This window comes from Gracilibacillus sp. JCM 18860, assembly GCF_055395245.1.
Genome location: NZ_AP043868.1, coordinates 977,207 through 1,000,428 on the forward strand (window position 1 = coordinate 977,207; position 23,222 = coordinate 1,000,428).

23 protein-coding genes and 2 other annotated features are annotated in these 23,222 nt (G+C 36.7%); of the genes, 5 read left to right on the forward strand and 18 right to left on the reverse strand.

Annotated elements, in window-relative coordinates; genetic code table 11:
* The first annotated feature begins 76 nt into the window (after nt 1–76).
* Nucleotides 77–694: a lytic transglycosylase domain-containing protein gene (locus tag ACZ5R4_RS05215; RefSeq protein WP_277678748.1), complete on the forward strand. Its 618-nt coding sequence runs from the start codon at nt 77–79 to the stop codon at nt 692–694.
* A gap of 81 nt (nt 695–775) precedes the next feature.
* Here ACZ5R4_RS05215 and ACZ5R4_RS05220 read toward each other — a convergent pair whose 3' ends face one another.
* Entirely contained in the window at nt 776–4,075 is a 3,300-nt protein-coding gene (locus ACZ5R4_RS05220; protein WP_464368159.1) for a family 43 glycosylhydrolase, read from the reverse strand.
* 312 nt (nt 4,076–4,387) lie between these two features.
* On the opposite strand from ACZ5R4_RS05220, the gene ACZ5R4_RS05225 reads away from it, so the two are divergent.
* Nucleotides 4,388–4,807, forward strand: coding sequence for a nuclear transport factor 2 family protein (locus ACZ5R4_RS05225; protein ID WP_054861438.1), 420 nt, complete (start codon nt 4,388–4,390; stop codon nt 4,805–4,807).
* A 172-nt stretch (nt 4,808–4,979) separates the two neighbouring features.
* Here ACZ5R4_RS05225 and ACZ5R4_RS05230 read toward each other — a convergent pair whose 3' ends face one another.
* Nucleotides 4,980–6,065: a M42 family metallopeptidase gene (locus tag ACZ5R4_RS05230; RefSeq protein ID WP_109983933.1), complete on the reverse strand. Its 1,086-nt coding sequence runs from the start codon at nt 6,063–6,065 to the stop codon at nt 4,980–4,982.
* A gap of 78 nt (nt 6,066–6,143) precedes the next feature.
* Nucleotides 6,144–6,629: a dUTP diphosphatase gene (locus tag ACZ5R4_RS05235; protein ID WP_054861437.1), complete on the reverse strand. Its 486-nt coding sequence runs from the start codon at nt 6,627–6,629 to the stop codon at nt 6,144–6,146.
* 134 nt (nt 6,630–6,763) lie between these two features.
* Here ACZ5R4_RS05235 and ACZ5R4_RS05240 point away from each other — a divergent pair, with 134 nt between their 5' ends.
* The gene (locus ACZ5R4_RS05240) at nt 6,764–7,150 is read left to right on the forward strand and encodes a sigma-w pathway protein ysdB (protein ID WP_109983931.1); all 387 of its coding nucleotides are present in this window, start codon (nt 6,764–6,766) and stop codon (nt 7,148–7,150) included.
* On the opposite strand, the gene ACZ5R4_RS05245 is transcribed toward ACZ5R4_RS05240, so the two are convergent.
* The 5 genes from ACZ5R4_RS05245 to infC all read right to left on the reverse strand — a co-directional run bounded on the left by ACZ5R4_RS05245 (nt 7,141) and on the right by infC (nt 9,280).
* A complete protein-coding gene (locus tag ACZ5R4_RS05245; protein ID WP_109983930.1) occupies nt 7,141–7,716 on the reverse strand; it encodes a TVP38/TMEM64 family protein in 576 nt (191 codons plus the stop codon). The genes ACZ5R4_RS05240 and ACZ5R4_RS05245 overlap by 10 nt on opposite strands.
* A 63-nt stretch (nt 7,717–7,779) precedes the next feature.
* Complete coding sequence (locus ACZ5R4_RS05250) at nt 7,780–8,055, reverse strand: DUF1294 domain-containing protein (protein WP_054788267.1); 276 nt, start codon at nt 8,053–8,055, stop codon at nt 7,780–7,782.
* An 83-nt stretch (nt 8,056–8,138) separates the two neighbouring features.
* Nucleotides 8,139–8,495: a 50S ribosomal protein L20 gene (rplT, locus tag ACZ5R4_RS05255; protein ID WP_054861435.1), complete on the reverse strand. Its 357-nt coding sequence runs from the start codon at nt 8,493–8,495 to the stop codon at nt 8,139–8,141.
* A 35-nt stretch (nt 8,496–8,530) separates the two neighbouring features.
* Nucleotides 8,531–8,725, reverse strand: a complete 195-nt coding sequence (rpmI, locus tag ACZ5R4_RS05260; protein ID WP_109983929.1) for a 50S ribosomal protein L35 — start codon at nt 8,723–8,725, stop codon at nt 8,531–8,533.
* A 48-nt stretch (nt 8,726–8,773) separates the two neighbouring features.
* Nucleotides 8,774–9,280 carry a translation initiation factor IF-3 gene (gene infC, locus ACZ5R4_RS05265; protein WP_109983928.1) on the reverse strand — a complete coding sequence of 169 codons (507 nt, stop codon included), beginning with the start codon at nt 9,278–9,280 and terminating at the stop codon, nt 8,774–8,776.
* Nucleotides 9,281–9,404: 124 nt separating this feature from the next.
* Nucleotides 9,405–9,537 (reverse strand) — a sequence feature (ribosomal protein L20 leader region).
* Nucleotides 9,538–9,760: 223 nt separating this feature from the next.
* On the opposite strand from infC, the gene ACZ5R4_RS05270 reads away from it, so the two are divergent.
* Nucleotides 9,761–11,140, forward strand: coding sequence for an alanine/glycine:cation symporter family protein (locus ACZ5R4_RS05270; RefSeq protein WP_109983927.1), 1,380 nt, complete (start codon nt 9,761–9,763; stop codon nt 11,138–11,140).
* 119 nt (nt 11,141–11,259) lie between these two features.
* Entirely contained in the window at nt 11,260–11,424 is a 165-nt protein-coding gene (locus ACZ5R4_RS05275; RefSeq protein WP_347836539.1) for a DUF2197 domain-containing protein, read from the forward strand.
* Between the two features lie 54 nt (nt 11,425–11,478).
* Here ACZ5R4_RS05275 and thrS read toward each other — a convergent pair whose 3' ends face one another.
* The 10 genes from thrS to polA form a co-directional block, all read right to left on the reverse strand.
* Complete coding sequence (gene thrS / locus ACZ5R4_RS05280; RefSeq protein WP_109983925.1) at nt 11,479–13,422, reverse strand: threonine--tRNA ligase; 1,944 nt, start codon at nt 13,420–13,422, stop codon at nt 11,479–11,481.
* 241 nt (nt 13,423–13,663) lie between these two features.
* Nucleotides 13,664–13,900, reverse strand: a binding site (T-box leader).
* A gap of 45 nt (nt 13,901–13,945) precedes the next feature.
* A complete protein-coding gene (gene ytxC / locus ACZ5R4_RS05285; RefSeq protein WP_109983924.1) occupies nt 13,946–14,800 on the reverse strand; it encodes a sporulation protein YtxC in 855 nt (284 codons plus the stop codon).
* Between the two features lie 194 nt (nt 14,801–14,994).
* A complete protein-coding gene (gene dnaI, locus ACZ5R4_RS05290; RefSeq protein WP_347836535.1) occupies nt 14,995–15,957 on the reverse strand; it encodes a primosomal protein DnaI in 963 nt (320 codons plus the stop codon).
* Entirely contained in the window at nt 15,941–17,329 is a 1,389-nt protein-coding gene (locus ACZ5R4_RS05295; protein ID WP_054861432.1) for a replication initiation and membrane attachment family protein, read from the reverse strand. The genes dnaI and ACZ5R4_RS05295 overlap by 17 nt, the downstream gene beginning before the upstream one ends.
* 63 nt (nt 17,330–17,392) lie before the next feature.
* A complete protein-coding gene (nrdR, locus tag ACZ5R4_RS05300; protein WP_054788263.1) occupies nt 17,393–17,857 on the reverse strand; it encodes a transcriptional regulator NrdR in 465 nt (154 codons plus the stop codon).
* A gap of 42 nt (nt 17,858–17,899) precedes the next feature.
* A complete protein-coding gene (locus ACZ5R4_RS05305; protein ID WP_054861431.1) occupies nt 17,900–18,289 on the reverse strand; it encodes a hypothetical protein in 390 nt (129 codons plus the stop codon).
* A gap of 152 nt (nt 18,290–18,441) precedes the next feature.
* Nucleotides 18,442–18,816, reverse strand: a complete 375-nt coding sequence (speD, locus tag ACZ5R4_RS05310) for an adenosylmethionine decarboxylase (RefSeq protein ID WP_109983923.1) — start codon at nt 18,814–18,816, stop codon at nt 18,442–18,444.
* A gap of 280 nt (nt 18,817–19,096) precedes the next feature.
* Complete coding sequence (coaE, locus tag ACZ5R4_RS05315; protein ID WP_109983922.1) at nt 19,097–19,696, reverse strand: dephospho-CoA kinase; 600 nt, start codon at nt 19,694–19,696, stop codon at nt 19,097–19,099.
* Between the two features lie 16 nt (nt 19,697–19,712).
* Nucleotides 19,713–20,540: a DNA-formamidopyrimidine glycosylase gene (gene mutM, locus ACZ5R4_RS05320; protein ID WP_464368160.1), complete on the reverse strand. Its 828-nt coding sequence runs from the start codon at nt 20,538–20,540 to the stop codon at nt 19,713–19,715.
* An 18-nt stretch (nt 20,541–20,558) separates the two neighbouring features.
* Complete coding sequence (gene polA / locus ACZ5R4_RS05325) at nt 20,559–23,198, reverse strand: DNA polymerase I (protein WP_464368161.1); 2,640 nt, start codon at nt 23,196–23,198, stop codon at nt 20,559–20,561.
* Nucleotides 23,199–23,222: the final 24 nt, after the last annotated feature.

The window sequence follows — 23,222 nt, forward strand, 5'->3', positions numbered from 1 at the left end:
CTAAAATAATATTGCACGAATACGAATAAAAAGGTATATTAGAGATAGATAATTTTTCCTAAAGGGAGTTTATGACGTGAATATTCCACACATCCAATACGCCATGCAAATGCAGGCATTATCTAATCTAACCAATACCAATAATTCTACAACAAATACGGCCGCTAACTTTGATTCGATTTTTCAAGAATTACTTCAATCAATGATTCAGCAATCAAGCTTGGCCTCTAATCATTCCTATCAGCCGATAGACTATACGACAAGACCATTATTAAATATAAAGCAGGCTAACGAGGCTACAACTTCATTGTCTGAATCATCGGATTATGCATCGATTATTAAAGAGGCTGCTGCAAGCTATCATGTTGATGAAAAATTAATTGATGCTGTTATCCGAAATGAATCCAATTATAATGCAAATGCAATCAGTCACGCTGGAGCCCAAGGACTAATGCAACTTATGCCGGCAACTGCTTCTGGATTAGGTGTTCAAAATCCTTTCGATCCGAAGGAAAATATTTTTGGTGGGACGAAATATCTTAGCCAAATGCTTGAGCGTTACAATGGAAATAAGCTTCTTGCCTTAGCGGCATATAATGCCGGCCCTGGTAATGTTGATAAGTATGATGGGATTCCGCCTTTTCAAGAAACCCAAAGCTATGTACAACAAGTAATGGGTACATACCTTAGCTGATGATAATATTATTTAAAATCTACATGAAATGACGAACCTCTGGATTGTCAGTGGTTCGTCATTTATCTTCTTATCCCCTATCTAAAATTTGTCTTTCCTTATTTGTTTTACTGTTATTAACAGAAAGCCACTAAACAGTAGTAAAGCCCCAGCAAAAAGCCAGCTAAATTGATTGGTTGCCGTATCTGGAAGCCTATTTTCTGTTGAGCTGCTTTCTTTTGTTTCTGTCTTATCATTAGAACTTGTTGCTGATTCGTCATGATCCATGCTTGGATGTTGTTCTTCTGTCAACTCCAATATACCATAAATACTTAAGTGATTTACCAATATGGTAACTATGCCATTCTTTTCATCATAAGATTTAGGTATAATTACTTCCATCTGCTCTCCATTTTCATCGATATAAATTCCTCTGACACTTTCCCAATTCTTTACTTTTTCTCTTTCGATGGAGAAGGAAATCTCAATTGGCCCTTTTAACTCAATAGCTGTACCATCTTCTTCTAGAGTAAAGTCTACTAGGTCAGATATTACTCGCTTATTTTTCAATTGAATTGCTTTTGACACATCTCCAAATGTAAATAAACTACCCTTTTCATTCATGACATTTTCTACAGGTAAAAACACGGTGATTGAATCATAGGTTATCGCTATTTTTTTATCTATATCTCCTTTATCGAACACACCCGCTTTAAATAAATAGCTCTTACCTTCTTGATGGACAATATAGTTTCCATTTTCATCCATAAATAATTGGTCTTTAGATGAAATCGTTATATAATCATCCGTACTCTGGTCGTTTCTTACCTTTAATCCATCAATGGCGCTTTGTAATAGGGAGAGCATCTGGGTGAGCTGTGCTTCTGATTTCATTTCAGTTAGGCTTGCTTCTGCTTGCTCGATCGTCGTTGTTAATTTTTTAAGAGAGGTTTCTGTATAACGCTCTCCATCAAGTAAATCTTTTGCTTCCTTAATCTTTTCTTCGAGTTCTGTCGTATTAATCGGCAATTGTTGAGTACGGTAATAATGTTCTATATCTTCGGCAGATAATGCTTTATTGTTGTATATTAAGACTTCATCCATTAATCCCTCATACGGGAGATCCCAATAGTTTATTCCTAGTGCAAAGACTGCATCTGTTGTTGTAAAAATGTGAGGAAAATTGGTTAAACTCATGATATGCTCTCCATTAATGAAAAGGTTTAAGTTCCCTTTGGTAACAGTAAAAGCTATATGACTCCACTCATCGAGAGGAATGAGCTGTTCTGTTAGTCCTTCATACCATTCCTTGCTACCAGACCAGAGCATCGTCTGTTCATGAGCAGCCGTTCCACCTGGTAACAAGCTAATCCATTGTTCAGGACTAGCAGCACCGAAAAAAGATGTGGTATGTGCTGAATAGGCTACAGGCTTTAGCCAAATTGAAACAGTGTAGGTGTTGCTATCAATGATCCCATTTGGTAATTTAATACCTGATTTTCCATCAAACTTTGCAGCATTACCTATTTTCCCATCAACAAAGGTGATATTACCACCTGTATTATTAATACGATCCCCTGTTACCGTGCCAGCATCTAAACGGTTCGTACGATCATGGAGATTACCTTCAAAGGAATAATGTGCCGCTAAACCTTTAAAAGTTTCAGGTATTATCGTGATGTTAAACTGTTTTGTGGTTGATGCACTTCCTTTTTCAATGGTTGCGGTCAATTCTACTGAAACAGGCTTTTTCTTATAGGCTGGTCGATTTATTTTACCATCATGGGAGAGTACATTCGTATTAGAGGATTTCCAAGTAATGATAGTATCTTGTTCTCCTTTTGTTGGTAAATGTAAATCTTCCATCACTTGACTGGGGTCACCTATTTCTAATTTTTCTGCTATCATCTCTGTTATTTCACTATCCGTATATTGGGTCATTTCATATCGGCTTCCCCATACCGATAATCCATTATTAGCCAACGCTGTAAAGGTAACTGTCTCGGATTGCGAGACTGGATCCCATTGCTTCATTACTATCCCGTTAAATGTTTCTCCATTGATGGATAGTGTCAAATTTGATTCCTCTTTGAATTCCCAAGTTCCCGAAACATCTCCAGTGATCGCTCCATCTTCTGTTAGCTTTATATGGGTAGACTTTGTTATGTCTGCATTAATCGCTTGCTGGAAAGCAATATATTTATAGTCTCCAGCAATTTCATCTTTAGTAACATTCACATTTTCATCAGTTACATATCGGAATGGTGCCACAACTGGCCAGCCTTTTTCATTCATCAAGATTTGATGAACTCGTATCTCATGTGCCTCTCCTCTATTTGGGAAGCGTGTATGAAAAATCAAAAACTGCTGTCCAGTCTTTTCATCATAATAAACAGAGTTATGTCCTGGTGAGACATAACCAGTTGCTTCTCCAGTCTCCCCGAATAGCTTTTCGAACTCGTAATTACCAATAAGCTTCGTCCCGGTCGGTGCAATGGACTCATCATCAAAAAATGTCCCATCTTCCCCTTTTGCTTGAATCATATTGTTCCCTTGGATATCTGTATATGGGCCATCCGGATTCTCTGACCTTGCCACACGAACGTTATATCCACCATCTGATGCTAAGCCTCCATAGGAAAGATAGAGATAATAATAGTCGGTTGTTTTATTATAGACAATATATGGCGCTTCAATTCTACTATGATTCCCACCAAGGAGTTTTTTGCCATAGCCTTGATTTGGTATTGGAAAACCTGTGTCTGGATCAAGTTCTAAAATGAAGATTCCGCCTGAATAAGATCCATATACCATCCAAAGTTTACCTTCCTCATCATAAAACACGTCTGGATCTACCACATTTGGATGAATGGTAGCATCATAGATTTCTGGAAAATGTGCATCATCGTAAGGGGTACCATCGATCGTTGCCGATTCCCCTGCTGTCATTCCTGAACGCAAAATGAGTCCTAAATCCTGATAAGGCCCTTTCGGATGATTAGCCACTGCTATTCCCATTGCTGAACGTGGGGAACTTCCCTCACATGCATTGTAATACATATAATACTTACCATCTGATTTTAATTGAATCATATCCGGTGCCCATAGCGTATCGGTTTTCGCCCAAGTAAGGGCCTCCTCCAATTCTTTTGTTACATCTTCAAATAAAGAATTACCAGGATGGACGCCGTCACCTTCTATTTGTTCCCAATTCATTAAATTATTGGTTTTAGCTGCTGCTAGATGTGATCCAAAAACATAGTATGTATGATTCGTATAAAGGACGGATGGATCATGGACAGAAGCATCTGTAAAAGTAGGCTCCTCAACTGCCAGCATGCTAGGGGCAATAAATATAAGAATACAAGAAAAAATCAGGCTGAACATCAATACTTTTTTCAATATGCTATACCTCCAAATTATTTATTCTTATACGTATATTTATAAAGCGTTTACAATACTAGGCACCAAACTACTTATTTACATTAATGTTTTTATTAGTTATATTATAATATATTAGACTTAGTATATTATTAAATTATCTTATATATAAATTAACCCCATAAAATATACGTATAAGTTATTTACACTTTACTACATCTTATCAAACATTACAATAACGCTTTCATACTTTCAGCAATTTAAAAGAAACTTGGCCTTTGCTTCTGTGGTAAAATTTACAGAAATAGAGCCAAAATGGAGGTGTGAGTATATATGAAATCTAACTGGAATAATCCTCAGGAAGTATTGGAAAATTATAAAGCTACTATTTCGGAAATAGATGTGGAAGGCTTCCTTTCCTCCTATTCTTCTGACATTCTTATTTATGACTGCTGGAATAACTGGAAAATCGAAGGTATTTCCCAATGGAGAAAAGTAGTGACGGAATGGTTCGAAGGATTAACCAAAAGTGACCTTAGTCTTGATGTGGAGTGGAAGGATTTAATCATGGAGGAAAGTGACCATATCGCATTTACTCATGGAATCGTTACATACATAGAAGATACTGGAGAAAGTATGACATTAAGGTTGACATTAGGTTTTAGGAAGAAGAAGGATTCCTCTTGGTACATCGTTCATGAACATACTTCGCTGCCGATTCATTATGAAGCACGGAAAAGTATTTTTTCTTGATAGTCCGTCAAGAAAAATAACAGACAGAGACAAATGAGTAGTAAAGAAGAAAAAATCCGAACAGTAATATTTCTGAACTGGAACCGCTCCGTCAAAATACTTCGCTTAGTCAGAAAATTGTTCGGATTTTCCTTTCCTTATTTAGTTTTGCCCTATCCTCGTTGCATTTCTATTAGCTAAAAGTAATTTTTTCAACGGTATCACTGTCTAATCGTTTGATAACTTCAACTATTAATTGGACAGCATTATCAAAATCATCCTGGTGTAAAATGGCTGCATGTGTATGAATATATCTTGTTGCAATCGTAATAGATAAGGCAGGCACTCCGTTAGCAGTTAAATGAATCGAACCAGAATCTGTTCCTCCACCTGCCATGGAAGAATACTGATACGGAATGTGCTGCGCATCTGCTGTTTCCACAACAAAGTCACGTAACCCTTTATGAGATACCATGGACGCATCATATAAAATAATTTGTGGTCCTTCTCCAATTTTACTGTCCGCTTCCTTAGCAGAAATACCAGGCGTATCACCTGCGATACCAACATCAACCGCAAACCCAATATCTGGCTTAATGGTATGTGCTGCTGTTTTTGCCCCACGCAAGCCAACCTCCTCTTGCGCAGTTGCTACACCATAAACGATGTTCGGGTGCAATTCATCTTTCAATCGTTTTAGTACTTCTATTGCAATGGCACATCCGATTCGGTTATCCCAAGCCTTTGCAAGTAATAGCTTTTCATTTTTCAATGGGGTAAATTCAAAGTAGGGAACAATCGAATCACCTGGGAGCACACCGAATTTCTCAGCCTCTTCCTTGCTAGATGCACCTATATCGATGAACATGTCTTTAATTTCTACAGGCTTCTTGCGTGCTTCTGGAGATAAAATATGCGGTGGTTTTGAGCCAATAATACCAGTAACATCCCCTTTTCTAGTAAGAATGGTTACACGCTGAGCTAGCATAACCTGACTCCACCAGCCTCCAACGGTCTGAAAATAGACAAACCCTTTATCGTCAATTCTTGTTACCATGAAACCGACTTCATCTAAATGACCTGCCACCATAATCTTCGGACCGTTTTCCATTCCTTTTTTTTCAGCAATGAGGCTACCTAAATGATCCGTATATACCTTGTCTGCATATGGGGTAATCCATTTTTCCATTACCTGGCGTGCTTCTCTTTCATCACCAGGTATAGCCCTAGCATCTGTTAATTCCTTCAACATGTTAAGCATCTGTTCCTGATTTGCCATATGTATTTCCTCCTAATTTTTTGTTTGAAGATACTTTTGTCTATTTTTTGCCATTCTATGAAAGTCATACATCCGAGTTCAATAACCTTGATTTTGTCTTTCAAAATTAACTTTATTTTTTTCGATATAGGCTGATTTAATGTCTCCTTGTGTAAAGCCTAAATTCTTTCCTAACTGTAAATAGACATAGAATAACTGGTTAAACGCTTGCTTGGATCTTTCTTTGTTCAGCTGATGAATTGCTTCAAATACACGGAGAAATAATTCTGTCGTCTCTTCACTTGGTTCCTCAATCTCACCATGATAATCTTCTATTCCTATTACTAATCCCAAAGATAAAATAAAATGGATACCGTCGACATATTCTTCTGCAATGACATCTTTTGGACTTGGTGCTTTTACGCTCCAATATTTAAAGCATCTTGTTTCATTAGCAAGTTCACCAATCTCTACCAAAAGGGCCAAAACTTTTTTCTCCACAATTTGTTCATTTTTTAATTGATGCTGTTTTAGTATATAATGGTCTAGATCACGTTGCATTTTAAATAATGTTTCCCAGTTCATTGTACACCTCCTAATACCTGTCGTCATTATATCATGTTTTTTTCATATTTTTGAAACCTTATCACTTGTTCATTCGTATCTATAAAGAAAATGGGGTACGGAAATTTTTATAGCATGTAAGGAGTGGGACTTTCATGATTGTCATTTTATTTCGATTATTAGTGTTAATTGCCTTAGTTATCTTGATATATACTGCATTTAAATATATCGTTAATCCAAAAAGAAAGCTAGAGGTTGCCCAAGAGAAGAAAGAATTTTACTTTTTAGATAACAATGAGAATATTAAGAAAAATTTTTTTATTACCTATAATGGTTACTTATTCGAAGGAGAGAAATATTTAGGAACAACAGAGGATTCTTTTGAGGTTATTCATATTATGATGCATGCCAGAAATCCAGAGAAACTACAAGGCTTTGAGCGAAAAGATCTATATTTTCTTGAAGAGGAAATTCTAATACGCTATCCGCACGCCGAAATTGACTGGAAGCATCCTATTGATCGCCTACATCTTCAAAGATGAGACGTAGGCGAGAAGAAGGTTTGCCATTTAATGATGGTTTGTTTTCTTCTAAAGAAATAGACAAGTATGAGAATAAATAGGGTGACAGGAACTGCATACCATATTGGCATTTGTTGTAGCGTATCCCCTAAGGCTGTATAAACAATGGCAAGTGGAAGGACTGACAAAAGAGTTGTTCGTAAATATTCAATGAAGCTCTTTGTATTTTGATAAATACAGAAGGAAAGCAAATGAAAGTGCATAAATGGTAATAACCTTAACAAACAAATTTGAACAATGGTGAGTTCTCGTTGCTTCAGCCATCTTTTTTCAATTTGTTCACACTTCTTGGATAGGACTGGTAGCCATGATAAAAGACAATAGAAAATAATACTGGAAAATAGTAAGCCAATCACAGAATAAATCGTCCCAGCAATGATTCCGAACACCAATCCCCCCGTGATACACAATAACAGGACAGGTAAAAAAAGAATAGGTCTTAATATATGAACAAAAATGAACGCCATTGGAGCGACAAGTACATAACTATCCCATAATTTCATCTGCAATAACCATTCTAGTTGCATGCTTCATCAACTCCTCTATCTTAACTAATATGACAATAGACGAGCTGTTATGACAGCTTTTTTCTAAGGGATTGGAACACGAGTAAAAGATAGATAGACTATTAAAAGCACCTGTAAAATACCTAGCAAAGGAAGGAATAGCTTAAACGCAAGATGCTTCGTTTTATGTCGAAATACGTTCATTCCCACCGTTGCACCAATCCCTCCACCAATAAAAGCAATAAACCAAATTCTACGCTCGGGAACACGCCACTTATTTTTCTTCGCCCTATTTTTGTCTATTTGCATTGTCCAAAATCCAATAAGATTCATGACAATATAATAAGCCACCAAAATCATTTGAGGTCTCCATTTCCTATATTATTTTATATGTAAGAAAAGGATTGTCCCATCACCTGATGAAACAATCCTTTAAATAAAAATTATTTTAAAGCAGATTTTGCTTGGTCTGCTAATTGTGCAAATGCTTTTTCATCATTCACAGCAAGATCAGCTAGCATTTTACGGTTAACTTCAATGCCTGCTAATTTTAATCCGTGCATGAAACGGCTATATGAAAGGTCATTTAAGCGAGCTGCCGCATTAATACGCGCAATCCAAAGCTTACGGAAATCACGTTTTTTCTGACGGCGGTCACGATAAGCATATTGACCTGATTTTAATACTTGTTGTTTAGCTGTTTTAAATAGTGAATGTTTTGCACCATAATAACCTTTTGCTAGCTTTAATATACGTTTACGACGTTTACGTGTAACTGTTCCACCTTTAACACGTGGCATAATAAATCCCTCCTATATATATCAACGAATTCCTATTATTTCGGTAACATTTGTTTAATGCGTTTATAATCTCCTGCGGAAACGATAGCAGATTTACGTAGTTTACGTTTTTGTTTTTGCGTTTTGTTTGCAAACATATGACTAGTAAATGCGTGCGAACGTTTTACCTTTCCAGATCCTGTTTTTTTGAATCTTTTTGCAGTACCGCTATGAGTCTTCATTTTTGGCATAATAGCTTCCTCCTTGTAAAACTAAACTATATTTGACGTAAATATTCGTTATTTTTTATCAGAAACAGGTGCAAGCATCATGAACATACTACGACCTTCCATTTTCGCTCTTTGCTCAATAGAAGATATATCTTTACATGCTTCGGCCATTCGTTCCAATACTTTTTGACCTAGTTCCTTATGGGTAATCGCACGTCCACGGAAGCGAATAGAGACCTTTACTTTATCTCCCTTAGATAAAAACTTACGTGCATTACGTAATTTTGTATTGAAATCATGCTCTTCAATACCAGGGCTAAGTCGAACCTCTTTCACATTAATAACTTTTTGCTTTTTGCGCGCTTCCTTCTCTTTTTTCTGTTGCTCAAAGCGATATTTCCCATAATCCATGATTCGGCAAACGGGTGGTTTTGCTTTTGGCGCAACCAATACTAAATCCAGATTTCTAGTTTGAGCAATATCTAATGCTTCCTGACGAGATTTTACGCCTAATTGATCCCCATTAGAATCAATGAGTCGAACCTCACGTGCTCGAATATTCTCATTGACATTCATATCTTTGCTAATAATCAGCCACCTCCGAAATTTAATAAAAAGCGTAATGAAACATGATCATATATTAACAATAAGACAAGTCGATCATCCTTTAAATACTGATTGACTTTATCCCTTTTTGTTCAATAACAAAAAAGTGTCGGTACACATACTGCACCCACACATCCTCGATTTCATTACAAATAAGTCGGATAAATACCTGTCAACTACAACACTTGTGTCAATCAGGTGAGAAGCGGGTGCTTCTACTTGTCTCTGATCATATTTAATTCACTTTAACTATCTTAACATGTACACCTTAACAAGTCAATAATCGTTTTTCGAAAATAGATAAATAATAGACAATCTATTTAACCACAATAGGATTCTTCCGTTAAACATTATACTCTTTAGTAAAAAGATTGTCTATTCAGTTGACATCATCCTTTTTTTCAATGAATATGGTTATATGAAAGCGCAATCTTAAAAGGGAGGGATATTATGTTAGATTGGTTACAAAGCTTTAATGAAAAAGGGGCAGAAATATTAGGAGAAATTGGCGGCTGGGTATGGGGTCCTCCCTTATTAATTTTATTAGTTGGTACAGGGATTCTTTTGTCTTGTCGACTACTTTTCTTACAATTTCGTGCTCTTCCCTATGCATTAAAGCTTTCCTTTAGCAAAAATCAAGATAAAAATTCAGAAGGAGACATAACCCATTATCAGGCATTAACGACTGCCTTAGCTGCAACCGTTGGAACTGGTAATATCGCAGGGGTTGCTACAGCTGTGGTTGCTGGTGGACCAGGTGCTGTCTTTTGGATGTGGATCACCGCACTTTTTGGAATGGCGACAAAATATGCAGAGGCCCTCTTAGCTGTCAAATATCGTAAAAAAAATCAGCGTGGTGAAATGTCTGGTGGACCAATGTATTATCTAGAACATGGATTAAAAAATAAACGCATTGGTCGTTTCTTAGGGATTTTATTCGCCATATTTGCTTCTATTGCTGCTTTTGGAATTGGGAATATGGTTCAATCCAATACAGCGGCTGCATCGTTAGAGGAGTCCTTCTCGATCAATCCATTTGTAACAGGAATTGCTTTCACAGTACTTGCCGGATTAGTTATTATTGGTGGAATTAAAAGTATTGGTCGCGTAACCGCATTTTTTGTTCCGGTTATGGCTGTCTTTTATGTATTGGGTGGATTAGTCGTCATTGTGCTTAATTTTGACCTTGTGCCAACAGCCATAAGTTATATCTTTCAGGATGCTTTTACTGGAAAAGCAATTGGTGGTGGGATATTAGGTACTGTCATCCGTTATGGGGTAGCACGTGGTGCATTTTCTAATGAAGCAGGTCTTGGTTCTGCTCCAATTGCCGCTGCAGCTGCAAAAACCGATTACCCCGCACGGCAAGCGCTCGTATCCATGACACAGGTATTTATTGATACGATTGTTATTTGTTCCATAACCGGAATTACCATTGTCATGGCAGATCAATGGACAAGTGGCCTTGATGGGTCCGCACTTACTAGTTCGGCATTTGCACTATTCCTAGGTGATGCTGGTTCAATTATTGTAACATTTGGAATCCTGTTCTTTACCTTTTCTACTATTTTAGGCTGGTCTTATTATGGAGAAAAATCGATCGATTACCTCTTTGGGGAAAAAGGGGTAAAAATCTATCGTTATATTTTTATCTTCTTTGTCTTCATTGGCGCTATTGTATCATTAGATGTTGTATTCAATTTTGCCGATATTATGAACGGACTAATGGCATTTCCAAACCTAATAGGATTGTTGCTATTGTCGGGTGTCGTTGTAGCAGAAACGAACAAATTTATGAAAATTGCAAAAGAAGAAAGAGGAAGAAAATAATCAATTGTTAGCTAAGCATTATCTGTAATTTTACCTGGTTTATGTAAATGTAAAAGCTTAAGAATTTATAACAATTTTTTACAAACCAACTAGAAGGGAAGGGCAAAATGGGGGATGAAATGTTTCATTATGAAGTGAAATGCTATAACTGCAAAAATGCGTTTAAAGTTTATGAAGGCAGTGAAAGATACAAAAAATTCAAAGAAAATAGGAAAGCTATATTTTGTTGCGATGACTGTGGCCATAAGATACGACTGGCAGCAATCAAAAATTTTTTCAGATAGATTTAGAAAACAACTCCCCACTTATAACAGGTGGGGAGTTTTCCTTTATTTAAGCTATTTTCTTAATTGACGCTCTTCTATTTCTTTCTGAATCAATTGCTTAAATTCTTCGAAATCAATCGTTTCTGAGTTTTTCTCTCCATATCGGCGTATGTTTACAGCATTGGTTTCTACTTCTTTATCCCCAACGACTATAGCAAAAGGTACTTTTTGTGTTTGTGCTTCACGGATTTTATAGCCGATTTTCTCTTCACGCTCATCCAATTCCACTCGAACACCTGCAAAACGAAGTTCATCCTCAACCTTCTTCGCATAGTCGAGATGTACTTCATTGGAAACTGGAATAATTCGTGCTTGAATTGGTGCGAGCCATGTTGGAAAGGCACCTTTGTATTCCTCTAATAAGAAAGCTACAAATCGTTCCATAGTAGAAACTACCCCGCGATGGATAACGACAGGACGATGTTCTTTCCCATCCTCTCCGATGTATGTTAAATCAAATCGTTCAGGCAATAGAAAATCAAGCTGAACGGTTGATAACGTTTCATCTTTTCCAAGTGCTGTTTTCACTTGTACATCCAGTTTTGGACCATAGAAGGCTGCCTCTCCTTCTGCTTCCACATAATCTAGCTTCAAGTCTTCCATCGTCTCTTTGAGCATACTTTGTGCTTTTTCCCACATTTCATCATTATCGATATATTTTTCCGTATCCTCTGGATCACGATAAGATAGACGGAAGTAATAATCCTCAATACCGAAATCTTGATACACGTTTTGTACAAGCTCTACCACTCGACTGAATTCATCCTTTAATTGATCTGGTCTTGCAAAGATGTGAGCATCATTTAAAGTCATACCACGTACACGTTGTAATCCTGCAAGTGCTCCCGACATTTCATGGCGGTGCATTGTTCCAAGCTCTGCTATACGTACAGGTAAATTTCGATAGCTATGCAGTTCATTTTTGTATACCATCATATGATGTGGACAGTTCATTGGACGCAAGATTAAGTCTTCATTATCCATTTCCATTGGTGGGAAAATATCATCCTGATAGTGATCCCAGTGTCCACTTGTTTTGTATAGCTCCACACTCCCTAAAACGGGTGTATACACATGATTATATCCTAATCTTTCTTCCAAATCGACAATATATCGTTCAATCGTACGACGGATAGTTGCTCCCTTTGGAAGCCATAATGGTAACCCTTGCCCAACCTTTTGAGAGATTGTAAAGATACCTAGCTCTTTACCTAGCTTGCGATGATCACGTTCTTTTGCTTCTTCTCTAAGTCGTAAATATTCATCTAGCTGACTTTGCTTTTCAAAGGCAGTTCCGTAAATGCGTTGAAGCATTTGATTATTGCTATCTCCTCGCCAATATGCGCCAGATATACTCAATAATTGGAACACTTTAATTTTGCTAGTTTGCGGGACGTGTACCCCACGACAAAGATCAAAAAATTCCCCTTGTTCATAGATCGTAACTGTTTCATTCTCTGGAATCGCATCAAGTAATTCTAACTTGAGGTCATCACCAATTTCTTCGAATATCGCTTTTGCCTCGTCACGTGATACTTCTTTACGTACTACCTCTAAATTCTCGTCCACTATACGCTTCATTTCTTTTTCAATACGTGGTAAATCTTCTGGTGTTAGGCTTTCTTCCATATCTATATCATAATAGAACCCATTTTCAATGGTTGGCCCTACGCCCAATTTGACATTTGGGAAAATTCGCTTAATTGCTTGTGCCATCAGGTGAGCTGTAGAGTGACGAAGAATCTCCAATCCTTCTTGATTTTTTAATGTAATAATTTCTATCACACCATCTGTTTCAAGTGGTGTTCGCAAATCATAAAACGTATTATCAAGCTTAATTGCTATCGCTTGTTTTTTTAATCCTGGTGAGATCGATGCAGCAATCTCTTCTCCTGTTGTTCCTTTAGGAAACTCCTTGCTATTTCCATCTGGAAAAGTAATCTGAATATGACTCATACTTGTACACTCCTTCTTTACATTAGATAAACTCGCATTCGCTGGTCTTTTAGCGAATGTCAAGTTTTGCTTATACTTGGCACCTTAAAATCTCAGCTATGTCGAACTTCTGCTGTGTAGAGATTTTATACCTTCCTAACGTATTAGATAAACTCGCATTCGTTCGACCTTTAGCAGATGTGTTAGTATTTCTTATCCTTTAATAAGGTAAAATAAAAACGCCCATCCCTCTACTTATTAGTAAAGGGACGAGCGTTGTACCCGTGGTTCCACCCAATTTCCTTACATCCAAATCATGTAAGCTTCCTTGCATCGGTTAACGATGATGAATCGCTACTTATTACTAAACATTCCCGTATGTTCATAAGTAGAGTTCAGAGGTGGTAATAATAAGTGGTCCTACAGAAAGCTTTCAGCCAAGACTCTCCTCTCTAACAGTAAGCCATACCTACTATCATGTCCTCATCAAAACAATTACATTTTTACTATATGCGGTTTATTATAACGACTGTTGCGAAAAAAATCAAGATTCTTTTTCTTCTGCATCAAAAAATGGAAATGCATCAGAAGGAAATAGTGAACATTTTTCTTGAAATATGTTTAGAATAGTATTGATTTGGGCGTCATTTGGGTCCTCCGTGTAAAGAAAAAGATGCTTTGGCGCAAGCATGAGTAATGGGGAAATATTCCATTCATTCTCCTGCATTCCAAAAATAAATAGCGGGAAATGATTCATCAGTTCCTCCAGCATTTCTTTAGTTAGACACGTACCATCCTCTCGATAAAATTGATATTGTTCTCCGGCCAATACAAAAATAACATCCTCTTCTGCTTGTTTACGATGTACGAACTCTCGAATAGAGTTAATAAAGGATTGGTATTCTTCTTCCCGCTTAAATTCATCAATGGCTAGTCCTACAATTTCGGTAAGCTGTTCTAGATAATGATGTAAGCGAAAATGAACAATCGAATCAAATCGGATAACGTCTGGTTCCAAATGCAACAAAAAAATAGCCATTAATATATCTCGTAATTCATGCTGGTGAATCTTGTCCTCATAAATATCTTCATCCTTCTCAAGCAATGAATGGGCAATACTCGTAATTCGTTCTATTTCCTCCTTGTTGGAAAAATGATATTTTTTTTCTAAAATGGTACGTATTTGAGGAATTTCACGACACGTAATATACACATTGCTTAACAGCTTAGCTAATGTTTTCTTCTTGATGTCCATATCAACCGATTCGACCTGTAAAATGAATATACTATTTCTATTTCCCCTACGTCGAATGGCTTTTAATTGTGTTTCTGTTTCTTCTCTAGCAAGCTGATAAAATACATCCGCTTCTTGCTCTTGTTCAAAATATACTTCTAACAATTCTCATCACCCTCATCACCATCAAACTGATATATTATATGGGTGAAAAACAAAAAAAATAACCTCAAGTCTTTTTAACTTTGTACGTTAGGAGTATAAAATGGATGCAAGGAGTAAACGAAGAAGTGTAAATTTTGAAGTCCAAAGGAGAAAAAAGCTAACGCATCCGCTGTACAAGCGAATGCGCCTAAAAGTTATCCATTATCACGAAACCGTTGATGAAGTTCTATTGGTTTACTAAGCTGTTTAATTCTTTCGATAATTCTTCCTGCTTTTATTGTCTCTACATCTCCACGATTTGATGTAGCTAAATGTGCTTCTAATTGATCTAAATCATAGTTCGAAGTGAAAAATACTGGCAATTCCTCCATCATCCGATATTGTAAAATGGCACCTAACACTTCATCCCTAAACCAAGGTGAAATCGATTCTGCACCAATATCATCAAACATTAAAACATCCACCTTTTTAAAATGCTCGATTTTAGATTGTAAGGAATCATTTTGGATCGATGCTTTCATTTCTCGTACAAATTCTGGCATATAGATCATCGCCGTATTGATTCTTTTTTTCTTTAATTCATTCGACAAAACCCCTAGAATGAAAGATTTCCCTGTACCAAATGGCCCGTATATATATAAACCCTTTCTAAAGGAGTCTTGGGAATAATGCTTGACGAATTCTATGATTTCCTTTCCTATATCTTTTCTTTCATAACTGGTTGTATCAAGTTGCGCTAATGTCGCTTCCTTTATCTGCTTTGGCATATAAAGGCTTTGCACTAAGGATTCCTTTTCTTTTTGAAGTTCATCCTGTATTTTATACGAACATTTCTCATAACGAATAGAAATATCTTGATCATTTAATTCTAAATGTGGTGTATAGCCTTTGATAATATTCTTACAGCCTGCTAAGTTGGGGCAATCTTTACAATCTTTTGAGGCTTCCTTATATTCATACAGCTTTATTAAATGACGGTCAATATCTGATTCTTCAAATTCCAAATGGTCGCTTAACAGTGCTTGAATCCCCTCGTCCTGTAGCACCTGTGCTTTAATATCCCGGAAGGTAGTTTGGAATTCCTTATTTGACTTCATCCATTTTTTTAATGAGGATTGAATTGGTTCCATCATATCATCCCTAATCTTCATTTGCATGTTGTTGTAAATATTCTGCTAGGAGTGCATCTGCCTCCTGTGCTTTCCGTTCTCTATCAAGCTCTGATTCTTTTGGTTGCTTGCTTTTTTCCTTTTTTGCAGATTCCTTCTGCTTTTTATACCAATCTGGCACAATGTCCTTCTTGTTCGATGTATAATGATATCTTTTGTTCGAAGTATTGGTCGTCCATTGCTGATATTTTTTATTTTCTGATTTTGCTAATGTCATGGCTTGTCTAACGGTTTTTACATTTTTACGCGCCCAATGACTTGCAATTCTCTCCAAATAATTCCTTGATAGCTTCATATCTGTTTTCAGCATAACATAATGGACTAGTACGTTCATAACGCCTGCCGTTAAACCTTGCTGTGTCATAATTTCACTTATAAGCTTTAGATCCTGGGTAGATGCAGCGGCACCATCCGATAGGTCCTCCAGCAATTGCTTTGGTGAAATATGCTCCAACCGTTCCACTAGAAGCTCTTCTTTTGATTTCGGTTGAGCGGATGTTTCAGGTATGGGACTAATCTTCTGTTTATATTCTGTTACCTTTAAGGATATTTTGCTTCCATTCGCATTAACTAAGTCAAGACATGCTGCTTGGAATTCTGCTCTATTTAATCGATTCTGATCATTCATTGCCCATAATAAAGCTTTTTCTATCTCATGATTGGTCAAATCATACATTGCTACCATTTGGTTGATCAATTTTTTATTCTCTGCCGTCAAAATTTTATTCACTGGTAGCATTCTCTGTTCTAATATTTGTGTTATCCATTCAAAATCAACGACCGTGTTGATAGGAATTTCTGACACTTCATCATCATATTTGTGTATGAGCTCCGCATCCATGTCCTTATCCCTCAATTGAAAAACATCCTCAAATTTTGCCGTCGTTTCGAGTGAGGATGGAGATTGTTTTGCTTCTTTTTTTAAGAAAGCTGATTTCACAAGCTTAAACTTTTCACTACCTAGTTGATGATATAATAAGTGGCTTAAAAAATCATTTTGAAAAAAAGCTGTACTGGATAAAGGAGGATGTAACAAATATCGGTAAGTTTTTTGTTCATCTTGATTGCTTTCAAATGTCTGCAATAAACCGATCGCTTCAAGCTTTCTTCTCGCACGGTAAATTCTATCCAGAGGTAAACCGAGATAATTCATCAGCACATGATGTGTCTGATAATCGGATCGATCGATTTGCAAAGTAGACTCCGAATATAGTGTTTGATATAGAGAAAGGGCATCAATCCCAATTAATGGTTGATACAAGTGTGTTAGGGAGCTTGTAAAAGAAAGCTGTACATCACGAGATAAATCGACTATATATAATTCTGATGGTAATATTTTTCCTAAGTCGCCTAGACTCATATACATAGCCCCTTTATTGCTGATAAAATAATTCTATTAGATCATCATGATCCAAATCTCTTCTTAATGATTGTTATCTGTTCTTATTAAATCTTTTAATTCTTCTAAGAACACACTGATATCCTTAAATTGTCGATAAACAGATGCAAAACGAACATAGGCAACCTCATCTACATCTACTAATCGATCCATAACCATTTCGCCAATTTCATTACTTTCCACTTCGGAAGTTCCTCGATTTCTTAATTCCTTCTCAATCTCCACAGCAATATTCTCGATTTTCTCAAGAGCAACTGGTCTCTTCTCACAAGCGCGAATCAAGCCTCGCATTAGCTTATCTCGACTGTACTCTTCTCTCGTTCCTTCCTTTTTAACGACAATGAGTGGAACTTCCTCAATTCGTTCAAAGGTGGTAAAGCGAAAGCTACAAGATTCGCATTCTCTTCTTCTACGTATCGATCGTCCATCTTCAATTGGCCGTGAGTCTAATACTTTTGTGCTTTTATATTGACAATGTGGACATCGCAATTTGAATCATCCCTTGTTTTTTCGATTCTTCATCGTAACACATTATTCCTTTGTTCCGATATAGTCAAGTTCTTTTTTTATTATATCATAAAGCTTTGGAATTAGCTTATGACTATAGCCAAAATCAAATGGAATCGCAGACTCTGTTGTTGCAGAGATATCAATTGCAGTTCGATATGGCTTAACCATAATAATAGTCATAATGATAAAGACTTTTCTTCCTTTTCTATAATTAAAACTAATTTCGCCATGATCTTTTGAAACAGCTACTACTTCAAATTCTTTTCTACTTTTAAACAATGGAACTAGTTTATCAAAAGCTTTATCCTTTGTTGTTTTAAAATAATGAGTTTGAAGCGCTGGGTCCCAATGCTTATCTCTTGTTTCAGAGTGGTTGTTAAAATTCTTGTTTATTACGTCACGAAATGCCATATTCTCCTCACACCTTACTATGTATTTATATTTATTTTATTTTAACACGTTTTCATGAAGAAAACGATTAAATCGAATAAATTAGAAAAGTATGTCGGAGAATATAAGCAATGAACGATAAAACCCTTACGAAATGTAAGGGTTTCTCCATATTATGCTTTCATTTGTTTAAGTTTCACAGTTCCCATACCACGTGGGACTTCTAATTTTTCTACTGTTTTCGCTTCAAGCTTTTCCTCAATGAACTTTACTGCGATATGTGGATCAATAATATCTCCACACGTATAGACATCAATACTTGCATATCCATGCTCAGGAAAACTATGAATCGTTAAATGGGATTCTGAAATAATTACTACACCACTCACCCCAAATGGAGCGAATTTGTGAAAAGCGACTTCCCTTATTTCTGCTCCTGCCTTTAATGCCGCATTAACAAAAGTCTTCTCTAAACGGTCTAAATCATTTAAAATGTCAAGGTTACAATTCCATAACTCTGCAATAACATGTCTTCCCATTGTATCCAATGTCTTACTCCCCCTTTGCTAATTCTTTTGAAATCCATGCATGAATAACCACGGGGGAAAGTTAGTCCAAAGAGGTCCTAACCCTTTAAGCATTCATCAATAAGGATTTAGCCAAAAGATCTTTTTACATTTCCTCTCCTCAAAAGTTCACTTCATCTTCGTTAGAGATTTCTAAGTAAAAAGATATGCCAAAAAGATTATATATGCTTTCCGCCTATTTTACAAGCTATTTTTAGGACGAATTTTTCCATCTGTCAGAACGGTTATTTATGCCCTATCTCTAATTAAAAATTCTCCATTTTTGCATGAGTTTCTCTAACTGTTGTTCGGTCTGTTCTAGAGAACCGCTATTGTCGATAACCGCATCTGCAAGTCTTTTTTTCTTTACTGGATCCATTTGAGCATTCATTCGCTCCTTTGCTTCTGCTTCTGTTAAATGATTACGATTCATCAACCTTTTTAATTGTTGCTTTTCTTCGGTAAAGACGACGATGGTTCGATCAACTAAATGTGTTAGATTATTTTCGAACAGAAGCGGAATATCTAAAACGATAACCTTTTCCCCTCTGGAAAGATGTGCCTGTTTTTCTTCTTCCATTCTTCTTCTGACTGCGGGGTGAACGATATTATTTAATTTTTCCCGCAAAGAGGAATCATGAAAAATAAGCTGTCCGAGTTTTTTTCGATTAATGGTCTGATCATCCAGTAAAATATCCCGACCAAATGTCTCGACAATTTGATCATAAGAAGTCTCTCCTGGCTCTACCACTTGTCTTGCAATAATATCTGCATCAATAATTGGAATCTGATACGATTCTTTTAACATGTTGCTTACCGTTGACTTCCCACTAGCAATATTACCTGTTAAGCCAATAATCATTCATCTCCACCACCATTTATAGCTGTTGACAGGTTGGACAAAAGTGCGTGCCTCTACCATTCACCTTCATTTTTACAATCTTGTCATGACATTTCCGACAGGCTTTGTCTGTTTGACCATATACATGTAATTGCTGTTGGAACATGCCGATTTGCCCCTGACTGTTCACATAGGAACGAATCGTTGTTCCACCTTGCTTAATTGCTTCCTGTAAGGTAAGCACTGCTGATTGATAAATGGTTTCTATTTCGCTTAAGGTTAGGCTATTACCTTTACGTAATGGATGAATACCTGCGAGAAAAAGTGTCTCATCCACGTAAATATTACCAAGTCCTGCGATTACTGTTTGATCTAATAAGATGTTTTTAATGACACGTTCGCTTTTTTGAATTTTTTGGGCAAAAAGTGTAAAAGAAAAATGTTCTTCTAATGGATCCATTGCCAATTGAATTAGAGGCTTTTCATCAAGTTCTGCACCTTTTTCAAATAAATGCATCGTGCCAAATTTTCGAACATCCCGATATCTAAGCTCTGTTCCATCCACAAAATGGAAGGTGATATGAGTATGTTTGGCAATCTCTTCTCCCTTTTGAAACACGCCATATTTCCCTTCCATTCTTAAATGGGAAACTAACACAAGATCTGTTAAATCGAACAAAAGGAACTTCCCTTTTCTTCGTATTTCCTCTATTGTTTGTCCCACTAATAGCTGCTTGAATTCTTCCATATCATCTGGTTTTTGAATAATTTTTGGCCATTTTATATCGACAGACTCCATTTCCTTGCCAATGACCAATTGTCTTAATGTTTGTCTTATTGTTTCCACTTCTGGTAGCTCTGGCATTTCTGAACTTCTCCTAACTTATTTTGCATCATACCATGTATCACCATGGGATACATCTACTTTTAATGGTACACTTAATTCGATCGCATTTTCCATTACTTCTGCTACAAGGTCTGATATCTTATCCACTTCTTCTTCTGGCACTTCTAAAATCAATTCATCGTGAACTTGTAATAGAAGTCGTGCTTTTACCTCTGCTTCTTTTAATCTACGGTCAAGTTCAATCATTGCTAATTTGATAATATCAGCAGCACTTCCTTGAATCGGTGTATTCATCGCCGTTCGCTCAGCAAAGCTCCTAACATTAAAGTTACGACTAGTAATGTCTGGAAGATAACGCCTTCGGTTCATAATCGTTGTAACGAACCCATCCTGCTTTGCTTTGGCAACGATATCCTTCATATAATCTCTAACAGATGGATAGCTTTCCAAGTAGCGTTCAATAAATTTCTTAGCTTCTTTTCTAGTAATACCAAGACTCTGGGATAAACCGTAATCACTAATTCCATATACAATACCAAAGTTAACCGCCTTTGCTTGACGCCTCATATTGGATGTAACATCTTTTTCCGAAACATGAAAAACATCCATTGCTGTTTGAGTATGAATATCCTTATCCTGTTGGAAGGCTGCTTGTAATTTCTCATCTTCTGCAATATGCGCGAGGACACGCAGTTCGATTTGAGAATAATCCGCTGCAAGCATTTTCCAGCCTGCTTTTGACGGAATAAAGGCTTGTCTAATTTTTCTACCTTCTTCGATTCGAATCGGGATATTCTGTAAATTGGGATCAATAGAGCTTAAGCGTCCTGTCTGAGTTAATGCTTGATTAAATCGAGTATGGATTTTTTCATCCTGTTTAAATACTTCCCGTAGTAATCCTGCAATGTACGTGGAGTCTAATTTCTTCAGTTGACGATATAATAGAATCTTCTCAATTATCGGATGCTTTCCTTGTAGCTGCTCGAGAACGTCCGCAGAAGTAGAATAACCCGTTTTCGTTTTCTTGATAGCCGGAAGCTCTAATTTTTCAAACAGAATGGGACCGAGCTGCTTTGGTGAATTAAGATTAAACTTTTCACCAGCTAATTCATAAACCTCTTCTTCTAATACTTTCAGTCTTTCGGTCAACTCTTTTCCCATCTCAACTAGTCGACTACTATCAACCTTTACTCCTCTTGCTTCCATTTCCCCTAAAACGAGTGCTAAGGGGAGCTCTAATTCATAGAGTAAATCTAGCTGTTTATTCCCCTCTAGCTCATCTTCCATTTGTTTCTTTAATTCATAGATCATCGTTGTTTTTCTAACAATGTGCTCTATCCATTTATCTTCCTCATCAGGAAGTCCCTTTTTTGCACCTTTTCCATAAACCTCATCATCGAATTGGATAGCGGTTTTGCCAAAGCGATGACTAATAGCAGGAATGTCATGATTATTCTCAGATGGATTAATCAGATAAGAAGCTAGTAGTAAATCAAAGGAAATTCCTTCTATACCAATTTCGAATCGGTTCAGGAGTACCGTAATTTTTTTGGCATCAAATACATATTTTTTCTTCGAGCTATCCTCTGCCCATCTCTTAAACGCTGTAGATTCTTTGAATACATCGATGGGAATAAAGAATTTACCTTTTTCATTAACAAGTGATGCACCAATCATCTGCTCCCGATGATAATTTTCTTCCAGGATCTCTATATCAAATGCAGCAACACCTGTAAAAAGATCCTCAGAAATACTTTCGATTTTTTCAAAATCTATTGCTTCAAGCGTTGTACTTTCGACATCCGCTTCCTCATCACCAGAGATTCTCCCCATTAAGGAAGAAAAGCCTAATTCACCAAATAAATTCCGTACATTTGTTGCATCATAACCAGCATATAACGTATCCTTTACGGAAATTTCGATTGGAGAAGACTGATTGATCGTTGCTAGGTCCTTGCTCATAAAGGCATCATCTTTATGATTTGTTAAATTTTCCTTTAACTTCTTCCCAGATACCTCATCAAGATGATCATATAAGTTTTCGAGAGTCTGGTATTCCTTTAACAGCTTGACTGCCGTTTTCTGTCCCACTCCAGGGACCCCTGGTATATTATCAGATTTATCTCCCATCAAAGCCTTCAAATCAATGACCTGATCTGGGCTAATTTCCATATCTTCCTTTAATGTATCTGGAGTATAATTCATCACATCACTAATTCCTTTTTTCGTTACACTTACATCGATCTTTTCGGAGACTAGTTGAAGTAAATCTTTATCACCAGAAATTACTTTAACGTTCCAGTCGTCTTTCTTTGCTTGCTTTGAAATAGTTCCAATGATATCATCTGCTTCAAAGTTCTCAAGCTGGTAGTGCTTAATTTGAAAGGCATCTAAAAGTTCTCTTAATAACGGGAATTGTTCACTTAATTCTGGTGGTGTCTTTTGCCGTCCACCTTTATATTCCTTATAGGTTTCATGACGAAAAGTTGTTTTACCAGCATCAAAGGCAACCAATACATGACTTGGCTTTTCCTCTTCTAATATTCTAAGTAGCATTGTAGTAAAACCATAGACAGCATTCGTATACACTCCCTTATCATTGTTCAATAAAGGTAAAGCAAAAAAAGCTCTGTAAGCAATACTGTTTCCATCAATCAGAATTAATTTATTCGACATTTGCACAAAAACTCCTTTATCTAT